Annotated in this window: 11 protein-coding genes and 2 tRNA genes; 10 read left to right on the top strand and 3 right to left on the bottom strand. The window is 65.5% G+C overall.

Annotation, left to right across the window (positions count from 1 at the left end; genetic code table 11):
* Positions 1–189: 189 nt before the first annotated feature.
* Positions 190–2,271, bottom strand: coding sequence for an excinuclease ABC subunit UvrB (gene uvrB / locus CEJ42_RS04430; RefSeq protein ID WP_079215617.1), 2,082 nt, complete (start codon positions 2,269–2,271; stop codon positions 190–192).
* A gap of 333 nt (positions 2,272–2,604) precedes the next feature.
* Here uvrB and CEJ42_RS04425 point away from each other — a divergent pair, with 333 nt between their 5' ends.
* The 3 genes from CEJ42_RS04425 (at position 2,605) to CEJ42_RS04415 (ending at position 4,307) form a co-directional block, all read left to right on the top strand.
* The gene (locus CEJ42_RS04425) at positions 2,605–3,822 is read left to right on the top strand and encodes an amino acid aminotransferase (protein ID WP_088750119.1); all 1,218 of its coding nucleotides are present in this window, start codon (positions 2,605–2,607) and stop codon (positions 3,820–3,822) included.
* Positions 3,823–3,921: 99 nt separating this feature from the next.
* Positions 3,922–3,997: transfer RNA gene (locus CEJ42_RS04420), tRNA-Asn, on the top strand.
* 234 nt (positions 3,998–4,231) lie between these two features.
* Positions 4,232–4,307: transfer RNA gene (locus tag CEJ42_RS04415), tRNA-Asn, on the top strand.
* 72 nt (positions 4,308–4,379) lie between these two features.
* Here the strand turns inward: CEJ42_RS04415 and CEJ42_RS04410 are convergent.
* Positions 4,380–4,934 carry a hypothetical protein gene (locus CEJ42_RS04410; protein WP_088750118.1) on the bottom strand — a complete coding sequence of 185 codons (555 nt, stop codon included), beginning with the start codon at positions 4,932–4,934 and terminating at the stop codon, positions 4,380–4,382.
* A 178-nt stretch (positions 4,935–5,112) separates the two neighbouring features.
* Here CEJ42_RS04410 and CEJ42_RS04405 point away from each other — a divergent pair, with 178 nt between their 5' ends.
* The 7 genes from CEJ42_RS04405 to CEJ42_RS04375 all read left to right on the top strand — a co-directional run bounded on the left by CEJ42_RS04405 (position 5,113) and on the right by CEJ42_RS04375 (position 15,457).
* Entirely contained in the window at positions 5,113–6,111 is a 999-nt protein-coding gene (locus CEJ42_RS04405) for a LysR family transcriptional regulator (RefSeq protein ID WP_088750231.1), read from the top strand.
* Between the two features lie 114 nt (positions 6,112–6,225).
* The gene (locus CEJ42_RS04400) at positions 6,226–7,218 is read left to right on the top strand and encodes a 4-hydroxythreonine-4-phosphate dehydrogenase PdxA (protein ID WP_088750117.1); all 993 of its coding nucleotides are present in this window, start codon (positions 6,226–6,228) and stop codon (positions 7,216–7,218) included.
* Positions 7,219–7,288: 70 nt separating this feature from the next.
* Positions 7,289–8,599, top strand: a complete 1,311-nt coding sequence (locus CEJ42_RS04395; RefSeq protein ID WP_088750116.1) for an MFS transporter — start codon at positions 7,289–7,291, stop codon at positions 8,597–8,599.
* A 562-nt stretch (positions 8,600–9,161) separates the two neighbouring features.
* Positions 9,162–10,508, top strand: a complete 1,347-nt coding sequence (locus tag CEJ42_RS04390; protein WP_079215613.1) for an MFS transporter — start codon at positions 9,162–9,164, stop codon at positions 10,506–10,508.
* Between the two features lie 79 nt (positions 10,509–10,587).
* The gene (garD, locus tag CEJ42_RS04385) at positions 10,588–12,168 is read left to right on the top strand and encodes a galactarate dehydratase (protein ID WP_079215612.1); all 1,581 of its coding nucleotides are present in this window, start codon (positions 10,588–10,590) and stop codon (positions 12,166–12,168) included.
* A 135-nt stretch (positions 12,169–12,303) separates the two neighbouring features.
* Positions 12,304–13,404: a lactonase family protein gene (locus CEJ42_RS04380; protein ID WP_088750115.1), complete on the top strand. Its 1,101-nt coding sequence runs from the start codon at positions 12,304–12,306 to the stop codon at positions 13,402–13,404.
* Between the two features lie 295 nt (positions 13,405–13,699).
* Positions 13,700–15,457 (top strand): methyl-accepting chemotaxis protein, encoded by a 1,758-nt coding sequence (locus CEJ42_RS04375; protein ID WP_088750114.1) that lies wholly within the window; start codon positions 13,700–13,702, stop codon positions 15,455–15,457.
* 120 nt (positions 15,458–15,577) lie between these two features.
* Here CEJ42_RS04375 and CEJ42_RS04370 read toward each other — a convergent pair whose 3' ends face one another.
* Positions 15,578–17,014: an aldehyde dehydrogenase family protein gene (locus CEJ42_RS04370; RefSeq protein WP_088750113.1), complete on the bottom strand. Its 1,437-nt coding sequence runs from the start codon at positions 17,012–17,014 to the stop codon at positions 15,578–15,580.
* Between the last annotated feature and the right edge of the window lie 6 nt (positions 17,015–17,020).

Genomic DNA, 17,020 nt, shown 5'->3' with positions numbered 1-17,020 from the left:
GGAAAGGCGGGATTGTATAACGGCAAGTGCGGCGCGCCTTCGATACGCGCCTGCGGCGCCACTCAGGACGAACGGCACCCGCGTGGCGGAGCTGCATGAACATCTGCTGGCCGTCGGCCCCGAGTCGTCCGCAGGGCGTATGCAGGCGCGCCTGCCGGCAAAGTGCGCGGCAAGCGGCGCCGTGCAATCCTAGGCCGCCGCCGTATCGCTGCCCGGCGCTCCGAACAGCTGCTGCTTGAGCACATGCAGCTGGTCGCGCGCCGCCGCCGCCTTTTCGAACTCGAGGTTCTTGGCGTGCTCCTGCATCTGCTTCTCGAGGCGCTTGATCTCCTTGCTGATCTGCTTCTCGCTCATGGCCTCGTAGTTCTTCTGCTCCTGCGCCACCATCAGCTCGGCGCGCGCTTCCGACGGGTTGAACACGCCGTCGATCAGTTCGCGGATCTCCTTCTTGATGCCGGTCGGCACGATGCCGTTGGCTTCGTTGAAGGCCATCTGCTTGGCGCGGCGGCGTTCGGTTTCGCCGATCGCCTTGTGCATGGAGTCGGTCACCACGTCGCCGTAGAGGATGGCCATGCCGTTCAGGTTGCGCGCGGCGCGGCCGATGGTCTGGATCAGCGAGCGCTCGGAGCGCAGGAAACCCTCCTTGTCGGCGTCCAGGATCGCCACCAGCGAGACTTCGGGGATGTCCAGGCCTTCGCGCAGCAGGTTGATGCCGACCAGCACGTCGAAGGTGCCCAGGCGCAGGTCGCGGATGATTTCCACCCGTTCCACGGTGTCGATGTCGCTGTGCAGGTAGCGCACCTTGATGCCGTTGTCCGACAGGAACTCGGTCAGCTGTTCGGCCATGCGCTTGGTCAGCGTGGTCACCAGCACGCGCTCATCCTTGGCGATGCGGTCGGTGATCTCCTGCATCAGGTCGTCCACCTGAGTGGTGGCCGGGCGCACCGCGATGATGGGGTCGACCAGGCCGGTCGGGCGCACCACCTGCTCGACCACCTGGTCGGCGTGGGTCTTTTCGTAGTCGGCCGGCGTGGCCGAGACGAACACGGTCTGGCGCATCTTCTTCTCGAACTCGTCGAACTTCAGCGGCCGGTTGTCCAGCGCCGAGGGCAGGCGGAAACCGTAATCCACCAGGTTGACCTTGCGCGCGCGGTCGCCGTTGTACATGCCGTTCAACTGGCCGATCAGCACGTGCGACTCGTCCAGGAACATCACCGCGTCGGGCGGCAGGTAGTCCACCAGCGTGGGCGGCGGATCGCCGGGCTTGCCGCCGGAGAGGTGGCGCGAGTAGTTCTCGATGCCCTTGGTGAAGCCGATCTCGGTCATCATCTCGATGTCGAAGCGGGTGCGCTGCTCCAGGCGCTGCTCTTCGATCAGCTTGTTTTCCTTGCGGAAGAATTCGAGACGCTCGCGCAGCTCGTCCTTGATGGTCTCGATGGCGCGCAGCACCGTCGAGCGCGGCGTCACGTAGTGCGAGCCGGGGTAGATGGTGAAGCGCGGGATCTTCTGGCGCACGCGCCCGGTCAGCGGGTCGAACAGCTGCAGGCTGTCGATCTCGTCGTCGAACATCTCGATGCGCACGGCCAGCTCGGCGTGTTCGGCGGGGAACACGTCGATGGTGTCGCCGCGCACCCGGAAGGTGCCGCGGCCGAAGTCGACCTCGTTGCGCGTGTACTGCATCTGGATCAGGCGTGCGATCAGGTCGCGCTGGCTGACCTTGTCCTTGGCGCGCAGCGTCAGGATCATCTGGTGGTATTCGTTCGGATTGCCGATACCGTAGATGGCCGAGACGGTGGCCACGATCACCACGTCGCGCCGCTCCATCAGCGACTTGGTGCAGGACAGGCGCATCTGCTCGATGTGTTCGTTGATCGAGGAGTCCTTCTCGATGAACAGGTCGCGCTGCGGCACGTAGGCTTCCGGCTGGTAGTAGTCGTAGTAGCTGACGAAGTACTCGACCGCGTTGTGCGGGAAGAACTCGCGGAACTCGCTGTAGAGCTGCGCGGCGAGCGTCTTGTTGGGGGCGAACACGATGGCCGGCCGGCCCAGGCGGGCGATGGTGTTGGCCATGGTGTAGGTCTTGCCCGAGCCGGTCACGCCCAGCAGGGTCTGGAAGAACAGGCCGTCGTTGACGCCTTCGACCAGCTTCTCGATGGCGGCGGGCTGGTCGCCGGCCGGCGGGAAGACCTGGTAGAGCCTGTAGGGCGAGTCGGGGAAGGTGATGAACTTGCTGTCGTCCAGCTCGGGATTGATCGTTGTCAGTTCTGCCATGGTGGTCGGTAGCCTGTCCGGTTGATGGTTGCCTGCTGGCGGTGCGGCCGCCGCCTGAAAAGAGGGCGTTGCAGGCCGGAAATTCCGTCAGCGCGAATAGGTGTCAAATGCAGCCGAAACGCCCGGGTTCAAGGCCGCGCGCGGGGCCGGATATGTCATTTCTGCATGGTCTCATGCAGATTCAGCCTGCTTTTACACCTGCCTGTATCTGTGATTGGGCATCGACATTTGTTAGAATGCGATGTTGCAAAACGGTGCATGGCCGGCAATCTCTGCCGTGCACCCATCCCTTCCTGCAGCGCTTTGTTGCAGCTAACTTTTCATGTTATCACGATGAACGCACCTGTCTCCGCCTCCCTGTTCTCCGCCATCGAAATGGCGCCGCGCGACCCTATCCTGGGCGTTACCGAAGCCTACAACGCCGACAAGAATCCGGCCAAAACCAACCTGGGCGTGGGCGTTTATTACGACGACAACGGCAAGGTGCCGCTGCTGGAGTGCGTGAAGAAGGCGGAAGCGGAACTGATCGCCAAGCTGGCCCCGCGTACCTACCTGCCTATCGACGGCCTGGCCACCTATGACCGCGCCGTGCAGGAGCTGGTGTTCGGCGCCGGCAGCGCCGTGGTGACCGAAAAGCGCGCGATCACCGTGCAGGCCGTGGGCGGCACCGGCGCGCTGAAGCTGGGCGCCGACTTCCTGAAGCACTTCTCCGCCGCCGGCACTGAAGTCTGGATCAGCGACCCGAGCTGGGAAAACCACCGCGCGCTGTTCGAGATGGCCGGTTTCAAGGTCAACGCCTATCCCTACTACGACGCGGCCACCCGCGGCGTGAACTTCGCCGGCATGCTGGACGCCCTGAAGACCATGAAGTCCGGCTCCGTGGTGCTGCTGCACGCCTGCTGCCACAACCCGACCGGCGCCGACCTGACCGACGACCAGTGGACGCAAGTCATCGAGGTGGTGACCTCGCGCGGCCTGGTCCCGTTCCTGGACATGGCCTACCAGGGCTTCGGCGACGGCATCGAAGAAGACGGCCAGGTGGTGCGCCGCTTCGCCGAAGCCGGCGGTCCGCTGTTCGTGTCGAACTCCTTCTCCAAGTCGTTCTCGCTGTACGGCGAACGCGTGGGCGCGCTGTCGATCGCCGCTGCCAGCGCCGAAGAAGCCGCCCGCGTGCTGTCGCAACTGAAGCGCGTGGTCCGCACCAACTACTCCAACCCGCCGATCCACGGCGGCCAGGTGGTCGCTACCGCGCTGGCCTCGCCGGAGCTGCGCAAGCTGTGGGAAGACGAACTGGCCGAGATGCGCGTGCGCATCCGTGAAATGCGCCAGCTGCTGGTGGCCAAGCTGAAGGAAAAGGCGCCGGCCCACGACTTCGATTTCGTGATCAAGCAACGCGGCATGTTCTCCTACTCCGGCCTGACCAAGGCCCAGGTGGACCGCCTGCGCAACGAGTTCTCGATCTACGCCGTGGACACCGGCCGCATCTGCGTGGCCGCGTTGAACAGCAAGAACATCGACGTCGTCGTCGACGCGATCGCCAAGGTCCTGTAATAGCGGAACGGGCCATTTTCTTTGCCCCGGGAAAATGGCCTGAGAGAAAAAAGTTTTGACAGAACGCAAAATCCAAGTCATAATCTTTTTCTCAGCTGTTCCCTGATAGCTCAGTCGGTAGAGCGACGGACTGTTAATCCGCAGGTCCCTGGTTCGAGTCCAGGTCGGGGAGCCAAAGAATACGGGAAAGCCCCGCAAGAAATTGCGGGGCTTTTTCAATTGAACCCGGTTGGCAATCGTCGGCAGTGCATCTCCGGATGCAGACGCGACGATGATCGACGGGTTGAATCAGAGCTCAAGTTTGCGCACGGGATGAGAAGCGCAACGGCGATGATGAATGATGTAAAAAATTTCCTTCGGCCCTATGGCAACGAAAGAAAAATTCGTTCATAATCGCGCCCTCAGCTGTTCCCTGATAGCTCAGTCGGTAGAGCGACGGACTGTTAATCCGCAGGTCCCTGGTTCGAGTCCAGGTCGGGGAGCCAAAGAACATGAAAGGCCTCGCAAGCAATTGCGAGGCCTTTTTTTTGGCGCGGCGGATGGCCGCGGCCGCGCGTTCAATCCTCGAGCGGAATGAAGCTCAGTCTCGGGATCCACAGCAGGAAGCCGATCGACGCCACCGCGATCACGGCGGCGATCCAGACCGCCAGCGGATTCTCGCCGAACTGCACCGGATAGATCTTCACCGCCGCGACCAGCCCGACCCCATTGCCGGCCAACGCCAGCAGCGCCGCCGCGTAGTCCTGCATCTGGCGCGCGCGGTTGGCGTTGATGGCCCATGCGGGATGGGCGTTGTAGCTGGGCAGGGCGCCGTTCTCGTTGCCCAGGCGCTCCAGCGCGCACAGGAAGCGGCGCAGGTTGGCGATGGCCATCTCGGCCTTGTAGCTCATCAACGCCAGGAACACCGAGGCCACCGGAAAGCCCAGCACCAGCCACTGGATCGGCAACGCGCCGTCGGCGGTGCCGGGTTTGAGCGCCACCAGCGCGGCCAGCAGGCTCAGGATCATCGAGACGTAAATAGTCAGCGCCTGTTGCCGTTGCGCGATGCGTGTATTGACCTCCTGGTAAGCGCCGACGAACCGATAGTTTGCATTGACCTGTGCTTCCGCCATGTCATTCCCCTTTGTGACCGATGAATGGATTGCCCCTGGTCGGGCAATCTAACATGGCCGCGCCGGAAAGCGACGGCGCAGAAGCGACGGTGCAGGGCGGCGGCCGACGTGCCGTTACTGCCGACCTGGCGTATTTGTGTCAATCTGCGCCTGTTCCAACTGCAGATTGAACTTGATCATGGCGACCCTTCACGAGGCCAATTTTTCCGCGCTCGACCGCATCCATTTCGACCTGACCACGCTGCGCCTGTTCGAAGCCACCGCCGAGCTGGGCGCGGTGACCAAGGCCGCCGAGCGCATCTTCCTGGCACCGGCGGCGGCGTCGCGGCGCATCCAGGAGTTCGAGGCGCAGTTCGGCATTGCGCTGTTCGAGCGCCTGCCGCACGGCATGGCGCTGACCGACGCCGGCCGCGCGTTGCTGGCGCACGTGCGCAGCATGATGCATTCGGTGGCGCGCATGCAGGACGACGCCACCGCCTTCCGGCAAGGCCACATGGGCGTGGTGCGGCTGGCGGCCTGCACGTCGGCCGTGCTGCAGTTCCTGGCGCAGGACATCCGGCGCTGCCAGGATGAATACCCCGGCATCAAGATCGACCTGCTGGAAGCCAACAGCCAGGGCGTGGTCGAGGCCGTGACGCGCGGCGTGGCCGATATCGGCATCTACGAGAGCACGCTGGGCGGCACCGAGCTGCCGACCCAGCCCTATCGCGAAGACCGCCTGGTGCTGGCTGTGCCGCACGGCCATCCGCTGGCAAAGAAGAAGCGCGTGAGGCTGGAAGACATCCTGCCGCACGAGGTGATCGGCTTGTCGGAGGGCGCGGCGCTGTCGCTGGCGCTGGGCCGGCTGGCCGCGCAGAGCGGGCAGGTGCTGCACATGCGCGTGATGGTGCGCAGCTTCCACAGCATGGCGGCGATGATCGCGCAGGGCATCGGCATCGGCCTGATGCCGGCCAAGGTGGCCGAGCTGCTGGTGGGCGGAGACCGCTTCGGCACCGTCGCCGTGGAGGGGGAATGGGCCACGCGCCGCTTCGTGCTGTGCCACCAGCCGGCGCATGCGATGTCCGGATCCGGCATGGCGGTGGCGGCCATGCTGGCGACCGCGCCGAGGAAATCCTCCAGGTCCGGCAAGGCTTTGCGCCCGGTTTCGCAAATTGCGAAACCAGCCTCAGCGAAATAGCGATGGAGTCGCACCGCCTGCCGCTCGTATAGTTCGGCCATCAGTCCGCCGCCGCCTGCACTGTTTGCGTGGGCCTGCGGATTGCCCGACAGAACACGAGACACAGGAGCAGCAATGTCCAGCGCAGCATCCCTTTCCCGCAAGCCCCGCATCGCACTGACCATCGGCGACCCCGCCGGCATCGGTCCCGAACTGGTGCTGCGCCTGCTGGCCGATCCGGCCACCGGCGCGCGCGCCGACATCACCCTGATCGGCAACACCCCGGCGTTGGAGCGCGCGGCCCAGGCCACCGGCCTGTCGTTGCCGCAGGCCGGCGACTGGCTGCAGATCGCCGACTGGGCGCTGCAGGGCGCGCAGTACGAGCCTTCCGTCGCGGCCGAAGCCAACGGCAAGTTCATCCTCGAATCGCTGACGCTGGGTGCGCGCATGGTGGCCGACGGCCGCGCCGACGCCTTGTGCTTCGCGCCGCTCAACAAGGGCGCCATGCGCCTGGGCGGCATGCACGAGGAAGACGAGATGCGCTGGTTCGCCAAGCTGCTGGACTACAACGGCCTGTGCGGCGAACTCAATATCCTGGACGACCTGTGGACCGGCCGCGTGACATCGCACATGCCCCTGAAGGACGTCTCCTCGCACCTGACGCCGCAAGGCGTGGCCGCGGCGATCCGCATGCTGACCGAGTCCTTCCGCGCCGCCGGCAATGCGCACCCGCGCATCGGCGTGTGCGGCTTCAACCCGCACAACGGCGACAACGGCAACTACGGCCGCGAAGAGATCGACGTCATCGAGCCCGGCATCCAGCTGGCGGCCGGGGCCGGCTGCCCGTCCGAGGGCCCGTATCCGGCTGACACCATCTTCCTGCGCGCCAAGGCCGGCAAGCTGGACGGCATCGTCACCATGTACCACGACCAGGGCCAGATCGCGACCAAGCTGCTGGGCTTCGACGTCGGCGTGACGGTGGAGGGCGGCCTGCCGATTCCCATCACCACGCCGGCGCACGGCACCGCCTACGACATCGTGGGGCAGGGCGTGGCCAAGCCCACCGCCATGGCCAACGCCTTCGAGCTGGCCTGCCGGATGGGCGTCACGCGCGCCGGCCGTTCCTGATTCATCCGCGCCGGCGCGCCGCAAGGGCGCCGGCATATTCCTATAAACCGTCCACAGAGGCGAGGAGACCATGCAAGTCAATATCAACCAAGGGCAGCAGACCCACGTCCAGAAATACATGCTGGCGATCTTCTGCGCCATGTCCTTCATCCTGTATCTCGACCGCGTCAACCTGGCCGCTGCGGCCGGGCCGATCAAGGACGAGCTGGGCCTGTCCAACACCACGCTGGGGCTGGCCTTCTCGGCCTTCGGCTATACCTATGCCATCTTCCAGATCATCGGCGGCTGGTTCGCCGACAAGCTGGGCGCCAAGAAGACGCTCATCGTGTGCGGCTCGATCTGGGTGGTGGCGACGATTGCCACCGGTTTCGTCAGCGGCCTGGCGTCGCTGGTGATCGCCCGGCTGCTGCTGGGCATCGGCGAGGGCGCGGCGCTGCCGGCGCAGGCGCGCGCCATCGCCAACTGGTTCACCCGCAAGGACCGCGGCTTCGTGCAGGGCATCACGCACTCGTTCTCGCGCCTGGGCAATGCGGTGGCGCCGCCGATCGTGGCCGTGCTCATCGCGCTGCATTCCTGGCGCGCCGCCTTCGTCATCGTCGGCGTGCTGACCGCGGTGTGGATCGTGATCTGGGCCGCCTATTACAAGGACAACCCGCGCGAGCACCGCAGCATCAACGAGGCTGAACTGGCCCGCCTGCCCGAGCATGCCAAGGCGGCCGCCGGCGGCGCCGACGCCACGCCCTGGAAGAAGATCTTGCGCCGCATGTCGCCGACCATCTTCGTCTACTTCTGCCAGGTGTGGACCAACACGCTGTTCTTCAGCTGGGTGCCGATCTTCTTCATGAACGCCTATCACCTGGACCTGAAGAAGTCCGCCATCTTCGCCTCCGGCGTGTTCTTTGCCGGCGTGGTGGGCGACGTCACCGGCGGCCTGATCAGCGATCGCGTGTTGAAGCGCACCGGCAACCTGCGCCTGGCGCGCCAGGGCGTGATCGCAGCCAGCCTGCTGGGCACCTTCTGCTTCCTGATCCCGGTGATGACCAGCAATGACGTCAACGTCGTGGTGTGGTGCCTGTCGGGCGCGTTCTTCATGCTGGAGCTGACCATCGGCCCGATCTGGGCGGTGCCCATGGACGTGGCGCCCAAGTTCGCCGGCACCGCCAGCGGCATGTTGAATACCGGCGCGGCGCTGGCCACCATCATCTCGCCGCTGGTGTTCGGCGCGGTCGTCGACCTGTGGGGCAACTGGAGCCTGCCGTTCGTGGGATCGGGCGTGTTCCTGCTGATCGGCGCGCTGTCCACGCTGGCCATGCGCCCGGACCGCGACATCGAGCATGCGGATGCGGCGCCGCTGGAGAAGAAGGAGTACGCGCACGGCTGAGCACGCGCGCAGCGCAATTGCATACTGGGTCGCGACACTTGTGGTCGCGACGCTTGGTTGGGGAAGGGCGGATGCCTTTCCCCTTTTTTATTGGGCGTGCGGAATGGCCGGCCCGATTGTCCGCCCCTTGGACGCGGGCAGCTCATGATCACAGGTCATGTCATACAACTCGGGTGACTTGCGAGTCCGAGGCGCCGTGTTTCATCGCCGTCGCAACAGCCCGGGGCAGGGCTGGGGCGGCCTCCCCGGGATCGCCGGAGGCTTGCCGTCAGGCAGGCTATAAGCCGCGACAGGAAAGGGCGGCAGGCGATTTTCGGGCTTTCTTTCGCGGCGGTCCGATTCGCCTATTGCCAAAGCTTTTACTCCTGTTATACTTCCCCTCATCGTTGTACGATGTCTTATAACAATTAATATTCAATCACTAAAAACAATACGCTAAGAGACACCCACTCCATTCCCGGTCAGTTCCCTGCGTTACCCTTGCCGCGCTGTCGGCATCCGGCGGGCGCATCCGGTCTGGTGTACAGGTTGCCCGACGGCGAGTCGAGATCTGGAGAAAGAATTGACACAAAGCAATATCACGTCGGCTGCCGCAGGCGCGGTGAAACCCAGCCACGTCCGTTACCTGATTCTGTTCATGCTGTTCATCGTGACGACGGTGAACTATGCCGACCGCGCCACGCTCTCCATCGCCGGCTCGGCGATGAAGACCGAGCTGAGCCTGGACCCGGTCACCATGGGCTACATCTTCTCGGCCTTCAGCTGGGCCTACGTGCTGGCGCAATTGCCGGGCGGCTGGCTGCTTGACCGCTTCGGCTCCAAGAAGATCTACATGTGGAGCATCGGCCTGTGGTCCTTCTTCACCATCCTGCAGGCCGGCGTGACCTGGATGAGCACGGCTGCCGCCGTGGTCTGCCTGTTCCTGCTGCGCTTCATGGTAGGCCTGGCCGAAGCGCCGTCCTTCCCGGCCAACGGCCGCATCGTCGCGGCCTGGTTCCCGACCAAGGAACGCGGCACCGCCTCGGCCATCTTCAACTCGGCGCAATACTTCGCGGCTGTGCTGTTCACGCCGCTGATGGCCTGGATCGTGCACACCTACAGCTGGCACCATGTGTTTACCGTGATGGGCGCGGTGGGTATCGTGCTGGCGCTGATCTGGGGCAGGATCATTTACAGCCCCAAGGATCACCCGATGATCAACAAGGCCGAGCTGGCGCATATCGAGGAGGGCGGCGGCCTGGTCGACATGGACAACCGCAAGGCGGCGGCGCCGGCCTCGACCAAAGGCAAGGGTTACATCAAGCAGCTGCTGTCCAACCGCATGCTGCTGGGCGTGTACATCGGCCAGTACTGCATCAACGTGATCACCTATTTCTTCCTGACCTGGTTCCCGGTGTACCTGGTGCAGGAGCGCGGCATGTCGATCCTGAAGGCGGGCTTCGTGGCCTCGATTCCGGCGGTGTGCGGCTTCATCGGCGGCGTGGTCGGCGGCATCATCTCGGACCGCCTGATCAAGCGCGGCGTGTCGGTGACCTGGGCGCGCAAGATCCCCATCGTCGGCGGCATGCTGCTGTCGATGACCATGATCCTGTGCAACTACGTCGACGCGCAGTGGATGGTGGTGGCGATCATGGCGCTGGCCTTCTTCGGCAAGGGCGTGGGCGCGCTGGGCTGGGCCGTGGTGGCCGACACCGCGCCCAAGCAGATCGTCGGCCTCTCGGGCGGCCTGTTCAACATGTTCGGCAACGTCGCCGGCATCACCACCCCGATCGTGATCGGCTACATCGTCAAGGAGACCGGTTCCTTCGCCGGCGCCCTGGTGTTCGTCGGCGTCAATGCGCTGATCACCGTGATCAGCTATCTTGTCATCGTCAAGGAAATCAAGCGCGTCGAACTGAAGGACGCCTGATCCGGAGTACCGGCGGTCCGCAGCGAAGGCGGGCCGCCAATTTCGTTTTGTGAAGCATACAGCCGTAATGGGAAACAGCATGAGCACCGACACCATCGCCAGCGCCGCCGCCAGCCAGGCATCCACCCCGCGCTACATCATGATGAACGACACGGACAACGTGGCCATCGTCGTCAACGACGGCGGCCTGCCGGCCGGCACCGTGTTCCCCGACGGCCTGACCCTGGTCGACCGCGTGCCGCAAGGCCACAAGATCGCGCTGCGCGACCTGAAGCAGGGCGAGCCCATCGTGCGCTACGACGTCGCCATCGGCTACGCCGTGCGCGACATTCCCAAGGGCAGCTGGATCGAGGAGTCGCTGGTGCAGATGCCGCCGGCGCGCGAGCTGGACAACCTGCCCATCGCCACCAAGAAGCCGGCGCCGCAGCCGCCGCTGGAAGGCTATACCTTCGAAGGTTATCGCAATGCCGACGGTTCGGTCGGCACGCGCAACCTGCTGGCCATCACCACCACCGTGCAGTGCGTGGCCGGTGTGGTCGAGCATGCGGTCAAGCGCATCCGCGCCGAGCTGCTGCCGAAATATCCCAACGTGGAAGACGTGGTGGCGCTGGAACACACCTACGGCTGCGGCGTGGCGATCGACGCGCCCAATGCCGGCATCCCGATCCGCACGCTGCGCAACATCAGCCTCAATCCGAATTTTGGCGGCCAGGCCATGGTGGTCAGCCTGGGCTGCGAAAAGCTGCAGCCCAACCGCCTGCTGCCGGAAAACATGATCCCCATCCACAAGGCCGGCGAGCCTTATGTGGTGTGCCTGCAGGATGCCGAGCACGTCGGCTTCAACTCCATGATCGACTCCATCCTGCAGATGGCCGAGGCGCGCCTGACCGAACTGAACAAGCGCCGCCGCGAAACCTGCCCGGCCTCGGACCTGGTGGTCGGCGTGCAGTGCGGCGGCAGCGATGCCTTCTCCGGCGTGACCGCCAACCCGGCCGTCGGTTTCGCCACCGACCTGCTGGTGCGCGCCGGTGCCTCGGTGATGTTCTCGGAAGTGACCGAAGTGCGCGACGGCATCGACCAGCTGACTTCGCGCGCGGTCAACGAGGAAGTGGCGCAGGCCATGATCCGCGAGATGGACTGGTACGACAATTACCTGAAGCAGGGCGGCGTCGACCGCAGCGCCAACACCACCCCCGGCAACAAGAAGGGCGGCCTGGCCAACATCGTCGAGAAGGCCATGGGCTCCATCGTCAAGTCGGGCAGCAGCCCGATCTCCGGCGTGCTGGCGCCGGGCGACAAGCTGCAGCAGAAGGGCCTGATCTACGCCGCCACGCCGGCCTCGGACTTCATCTGCGGCACGCTGCAGCTGGCCGCCGGCATGAACCTGCACATCTTCACTACCGGCCGCGGCACGCCTTATGGGCTGGCGGCGGTGCCGGTGATCAAGGTCGCCACCCGCAACGACCTGGCGCGGCGCTGGCATGACCTGATGGACGTGAACGCCGGCCGCATCGCCAGCGGCGAAGCCACCATCGAAGACGTCGGCTGGGAGCTGTTCCAGCTGATGCTGGACGTGGCCAGCGGCCGCAAGAAGACCTGGGCCGAACAATGGAAGCTGCACAACGCGCTGACCTTGTTCAACCCGGCGCCGGTGACCTGATTCACTCCCCCAGGGATTCGCTCGCGGATCCCTTTTTTCTTTCCGCAGCAAGGCAGCACAACGGGCCTCGTGCCTGCCCATCGGGGATGGGCGGGAGGGCTCGCACCAACAACAATCATCCGCAAGGAGACGCCAATGACCGACCACAAGACATCCGCAGTATCCCGCATCGCCACCCTGGCCGCCGCATCCGCGCTGACGCTGGCGGCCGCCCAGGCCGGCGCGGCCACCATCGCCTACGTCTCCAACGCCGACAGCCAGGACATCTACGTGCTGCAGCTCAACGCCGACGGCAGCGTCAACCTGGTCGACAAGGTCGATACCGGCAGCACCGTGATGCCGCTGGCGCTGAGCCCCGACCACAAGTTCCTGTACGCCTCGCTGCGCGGCCAGCCGTACTCGGTGGTGAGTTACGCGATCGACCAGAGCAGCGGCAAGCTCAAGGAGCTGTCCAAGGCGCCGCTGGCCGACAACATGGCCAACATCGCCACCGACAAGAGCGGCCGCTTCCTGTTCGGTGCCTCGTACACCGGCCACCGCATCTCGGTCAACGCCATCGGCGCCGACGGCACCGTGCAGGCGCCCGCGCTGGCGGTGATCCCGACCGGCAAGAACGCGCATTCGGCCCAGGTCTCGCCGGACAACCGCTTCCTGTTCGCCTCCAACCTGGGCAGCGACGTGATCCTGCAGTTCCGCTTCGATGCCGCCGGCGGCAAGGTCGAGCCCAACGAGCCGCCCTCGGTGGCCACCAGGGCCGGCGCCGGTCCGCGCCATTTCGTGTTTTCCAATGACCGCCGCTTCGTCTATTCCACCAACGAGCTCGACGGCACCGTCAACACCTACGCCTATGACGCCGGCGCCGGCACGCTGAAGCTGCAGGCCACCGACTCGGCGCTGCCGGACGGTTTCAAGAGCAGCGAGCAGCTGGCCACCGCCGACCTGCACCTGACGCCGGACGGCCGCTTCCTGTACGCCAGCGAACGCACCTCCAACACGCTGTCCGGCTATCGCGTCGATGCCGGCGGCGGCAAGCTCACGCGCGTGCTCAACATTCCCACCGAAACCCAGCCACGCGGTTTCAACATCGACCCGCAGGGCCGTTTCCTGCTGGCAGTCGGCCAAAAAGCCGGCCTGACCAGCTATGCCATCGACCGCGACAGCGGGGCGCTCAAGCCCCTGTTCCGCTACACGCTGGGCCGCAATCCCAACTGGGTCGAGATCATCGACCTGCCTTGATGGCCTTGAAGGGCGGGCAGCGGGCGGCGCGCGCCGCCCGATGATGTCATGCGGGAAACTCTTGCGCCCGGGGCTGCGGCTATCTGCTCGCCGCTTGATCCAGAACAGGCCGGGCGGCGCGTTCCCATTGCAAAATCGACACGGGGAAAGTTCGTCCCCAGCGGCCTAACGGGGAAATAAGGCCGTTTTCGCCGATTTGCTGGCACCTTGGGCGGGGAGCTTCTTGCTGTATCTTCTGCGGCAACGTTTTTTCCATTGTCATTTTTGTTGTAAGAAATTTAAGCGGAGAGAGGGAATGCGAAATCTGACGGTTCGCTTCAGCCTGATGAGCGCGCTTGCGCTGTTTTCATGCATGATCGTGGTCGGCGCCGGCGTCGGCATCTTTGCCCTGGGCCGGGCCAACCAGGCTACCGAGTACGTCCATCAGCTGGCCCAGCGCACGCTGGTGATCAACGACGCCTACAAGGACACCACGCGCACCCGCGCGGCGCAGACCCGCGTCTATGCGACGGCGATGGAGAAGGGCGACCAGGCGGTGGCCGAGGCGGCTTACAAGAGCGCCCAGGCAAGCTATGAGCGCGGCCTGAAGTTCGTCGACGACTTCGCCAGGCTGCCCGACCTGGAGGGACAGGATCCGGCGATCAAGACCGAGCTGATCGAGTCGGCCAAGATCCTCAACGACAACCTGAAGCAGGCCGACGTGTTGCTCAGGGCCGGCGACATGGTCGCCTATTCGGTCCTCAACACCAAGCAGATCAGCCCCAGCGGCACGCGCTTTTCGGTCGCGCTGGAAAAGTACCAGAAACGCGCCATGGAGCTCAGCGACAAGGTCGCCGACGAACGCGCCCGCGAATACAGCATGGTGGTCTGGCTGGTGGTGGCCGGCCTGATCGGCGCGCTGATCCTGGTGCTGGCGGTGCATTTCCTGCTGCGCAATATCGTGCTGACCCCGCTCAACCGCGCGGTGGCGCTGCTTGACCAGGTGGCCAACGGCGACCTGACCGCCAAGGTGGAAGTCGAGAGCACCAACGAGATCGGCCGTTTGTTCGGCGCCATTCGCAGCATGCAGCAAAGCCTGCTCAATACGGTGTCGCGCGTGCGCGGCAGTTCGGAGAGCATCGATACCAGCGCCAAGGAAATCGCCGCCGGCAACCTGGACCTGTCCTCGCGCACCGAGCAGCAGGCCAGCTCGCTGGAAGAGACCGCGGCTTCGATGGAAGAGCTGACCGGCACCGTGCGCCAGAACGCCGAGAATGCGATGCAGGCCAACCAGCTGGCGCATTCGGCCTCGTCCACCGCCAGCCGCGGCGGCGAGGTGGTGGCCCAGGTGGTCGACACCATGCAGGCCATCAATGAGTCCTCGCGCAAGATCGTCGACATCATCAGCGTGATCGACGGCATCGCCTTCCAGACCAACATCCTTGCGCTCAATGCCGCCGTCGAAGCGGCGCGCGCCGGCGAGCAGGGCCGCGGCTTTGCCGTGGTCGCCTCCGAGGTGCGTTCGCTGGCCCAGCGCTCGGCCGCCGCCGCCAAGGAGATCAAGACCCTGATCGACAATTCCGTCTCCAAGGTGGAAGCCGGCAGCCAGCTGGTGGAGCAGGCCGGCATGACCATGAGCGACGTGGTCGACAGCGTGCAGCGCGTGACCGACATCGTCGGCGAGATCGCCGAAGCCAGTCGCGAACAGAGCACCGGCATCGAGCAGGTCAACCAGGCCATCACGCAGATGGACGAGGTGACCCAGCAGAACGCCGCGCTGGTCGAGCAGGCCGCCGCCGCCGCGCAGTCGTTGCAGTCGCAGGCGGCCAACCTGGTGGGCGCGGTCAGCATCTTCAAGATCGACGCGCACGCGGCGCCCGCCGCCGCTGCGCGCCCGGCGCCTGCGGCCAGGCGCGCGCCGTCGGCGGCAGCGCCAGCCGCCGCACCGGTCGCACCGAAACCGGCGCCGGCAGCGGCTTCCGCCGCGCCCAAGCTGCCCACCCCGGCCGCTGCCAAGCCGGCTGCCGGCAGCAGCCGCGCCAAGGACGACAGCCAGGATTGGGAAGAATTCTGATCCCCTTGCCGCGCGCGCTTCCATAAAAAAACCTCCGTCGCTGACGGAGGTTTTTTTTCGGGCATCGCGCCCGCGCTGGCTGCGGCTCCCGTTCGCCCGGTCGCGGGCGAACGGAATCCATCAGGCCTGCGTGTACGAGGTCTTCACCGTGGTGTAGAACTCGGCCGCGTAAGTACCTTGCTCGCGCGCGCCGTAGCTGGAGCCCTTGCGACCGCCGAAGGGCACGTGGTAGTCGACGCCGGCGGTGGCCGTGTTGACCATCACCATGCCGGCCTGCGCATGGCGCTTGAAGTGCGTGGCGTACTTCAGCGAGGTGGTGCAGATGCCGGAGGACAGGCCGAACTCGGTGTCGTTGGCCAGCTGCAGCGCATGCTCGTAGTTGTCGGCGGGGATCACCGCGGCCACCGGGCCGAAGATTTCCTCGCGCGAGATGCGCATGTCGTTGTGGGCGTCGGCAAACAGCGCCGGGGCCATGAAGAAGCCGTCGGTCTCGCGCGAGATGCGTTCGCCGCCGGACACCAGCTTGGCGCCTTCGTCGCGGCCGATGGCCACATAGGACATGTCCTGGTCCAGCTGCGACTGGTCGACCACGGGGCCGATGTGGGTTTCCTTCTGCAGGGCGTGGCCGACGCGCACCTTGGCCAGCTGCTCGCGCGCCGCTTCGATGAAGCGCGGGTAGATGCCTTTCTCGACGATCAGGCGGCTCGACGCCGTGCAGCGCTGGCCGGTGGAGAAGAAGGCGCCTTGCACCGCTGCGGTCACGGCCACATCGAGGTCGGCGTCGTTCAGCACCACCATCGGGTTCTTGCCGCCCATCTCCAGCTGGAACTTGGCCATGCGCGCGATCGCGCCCTGCGCCACGCGGTTGCCGGTGGCGACCGAGCCGGTGAAGGAGATGCCGGCCACGCGGCGGTCGTCGATGAAGCGCTGGCCGACCACCGAGCCGCGGCCCATCACCAGGTTGAACACGCCGGCCGGGATACCCGAGCGGCTGATGATTTCGGCGATGGCCCAGCCCGAGCCCGGCACCAGTTCCGCCGGCTTGAACACCACGGTGTTGCCGTAGGCCAGCGCCGGCGCGATCTTCCAGGCGGGGATGGCGAGCGGGAAATTCCACGGCGCGATGATGCCGATCACGCCCAGCGGTTCGCGGGTGATTTCCACGTCCATGCCGGGGCGCACCGAGGCCAGCTTGTCGCCGCGGATGCGCAGCGCCTCGGCGGCGAAGAACTTGAAGATGTTGCCGGCGCGGGTGGCTTCGCCGATGCCTTCGGGCAGGGTCTTGCCTTCTTCGCGCGAGAGCAGGGCGCCCAGCTCTTCGCGGCGCGCCAGGATCTCGGTGCCGATCTTGTCCAGCGCGTCGGCGCGCGCCTGGATGCTGCCGGTGCTCCAGGCCGGGAAGGCGGCATGGGCGGCGGCGATGGCGATCTCGGTCTGGGCGGCGTCGGCCTGGGCGTATTCGCCGATGACATCCGACAGGTCGGAGGGGTTGAGGTTCTTGTTGACGCTGGCGCCTTGCAGCCATTCGCCGTTGATCAGGTTTGCAAACTGGGACATGAAGTT

The sequence above is a fragment of the Herbaspirillum robiniae genome (genome assembly GCF_002213415.1).
Lineage (GTDB): Bacteria > Pseudomonadota > Gammaproteobacteria > Burkholderiales > Burkholderiaceae_D > Herbaspirillum > Herbaspirillum robiniae.
This window is presented reverse-complemented; position numbering and strand designations above follow the sequence as displayed.

Excerpts from the sequence above, each read along its gene's own strand:
- uvrB (WP_079215617.1), bottom strand. The coding sequence starts at position 2,271 with ATGGCAGAACTGACAACGATCAATCCCGAGCTGGACGACAGCAAGTTC.
- CEJ42_RS04425 (WP_088750119.1), top strand. The coding sequence starts at position 2,605 with ATGAACGCACCTGTCTCCGCCTCCCTGTTCTCCGCCATCGAAATGGCG.
- CEJ42_RS04410 (WP_088750118.1), bottom strand. The coding sequence starts at position 4,934 with ATGGCGGAAGCACAGGTCAATGCAAACTATCGGTTCGTCGGCGCTTAC.
- CEJ42_RS04405 (WP_088750231.1), top strand. The coding sequence starts at position 5,113 with ATGGCGACCCTTCACGAGGCCAATTTTTCCGCGCTCGACCGCATCCAT.
- CEJ42_RS04400 (WP_088750117.1), top strand. The coding sequence starts at position 6,226 with ATGTCCAGCGCAGCATCCCTTTCCCGCAAGCCCCGCATCGCACTGACC.
- CEJ42_RS04395 (WP_088750116.1), top strand. The coding sequence starts at position 7,289 with ATGCAAGTCAATATCAACCAAGGGCAGCAGACCCACGTCCAGAAATAC.
- garD (WP_079215612.1), top strand. The coding sequence starts at position 10,588 with ATGAGCACCGACACCATCGCCAGCGCCGCCGCCAGCCAGGCATCCACC.
- CEJ42_RS04380 (WP_088750115.1), top strand. The coding sequence starts at position 12,304 with ATGACCGACCACAAGACATCCGCAGTATCCCGCATCGCCACCCTGGCC.
- CEJ42_RS04375 (WP_088750114.1), top strand. The coding sequence starts at position 13,700 with ATGCGAAATCTGACGGTTCGCTTCAGCCTGATGAGCGCGCTTGCGCTG.
- CEJ42_RS04370 (WP_088750113.1), bottom strand. The coding sequence starts at position 17,014 with ATGTCCCAGTTTGCAAACCTGATCAACGGCGAATGGCTGCAAGGCGCC.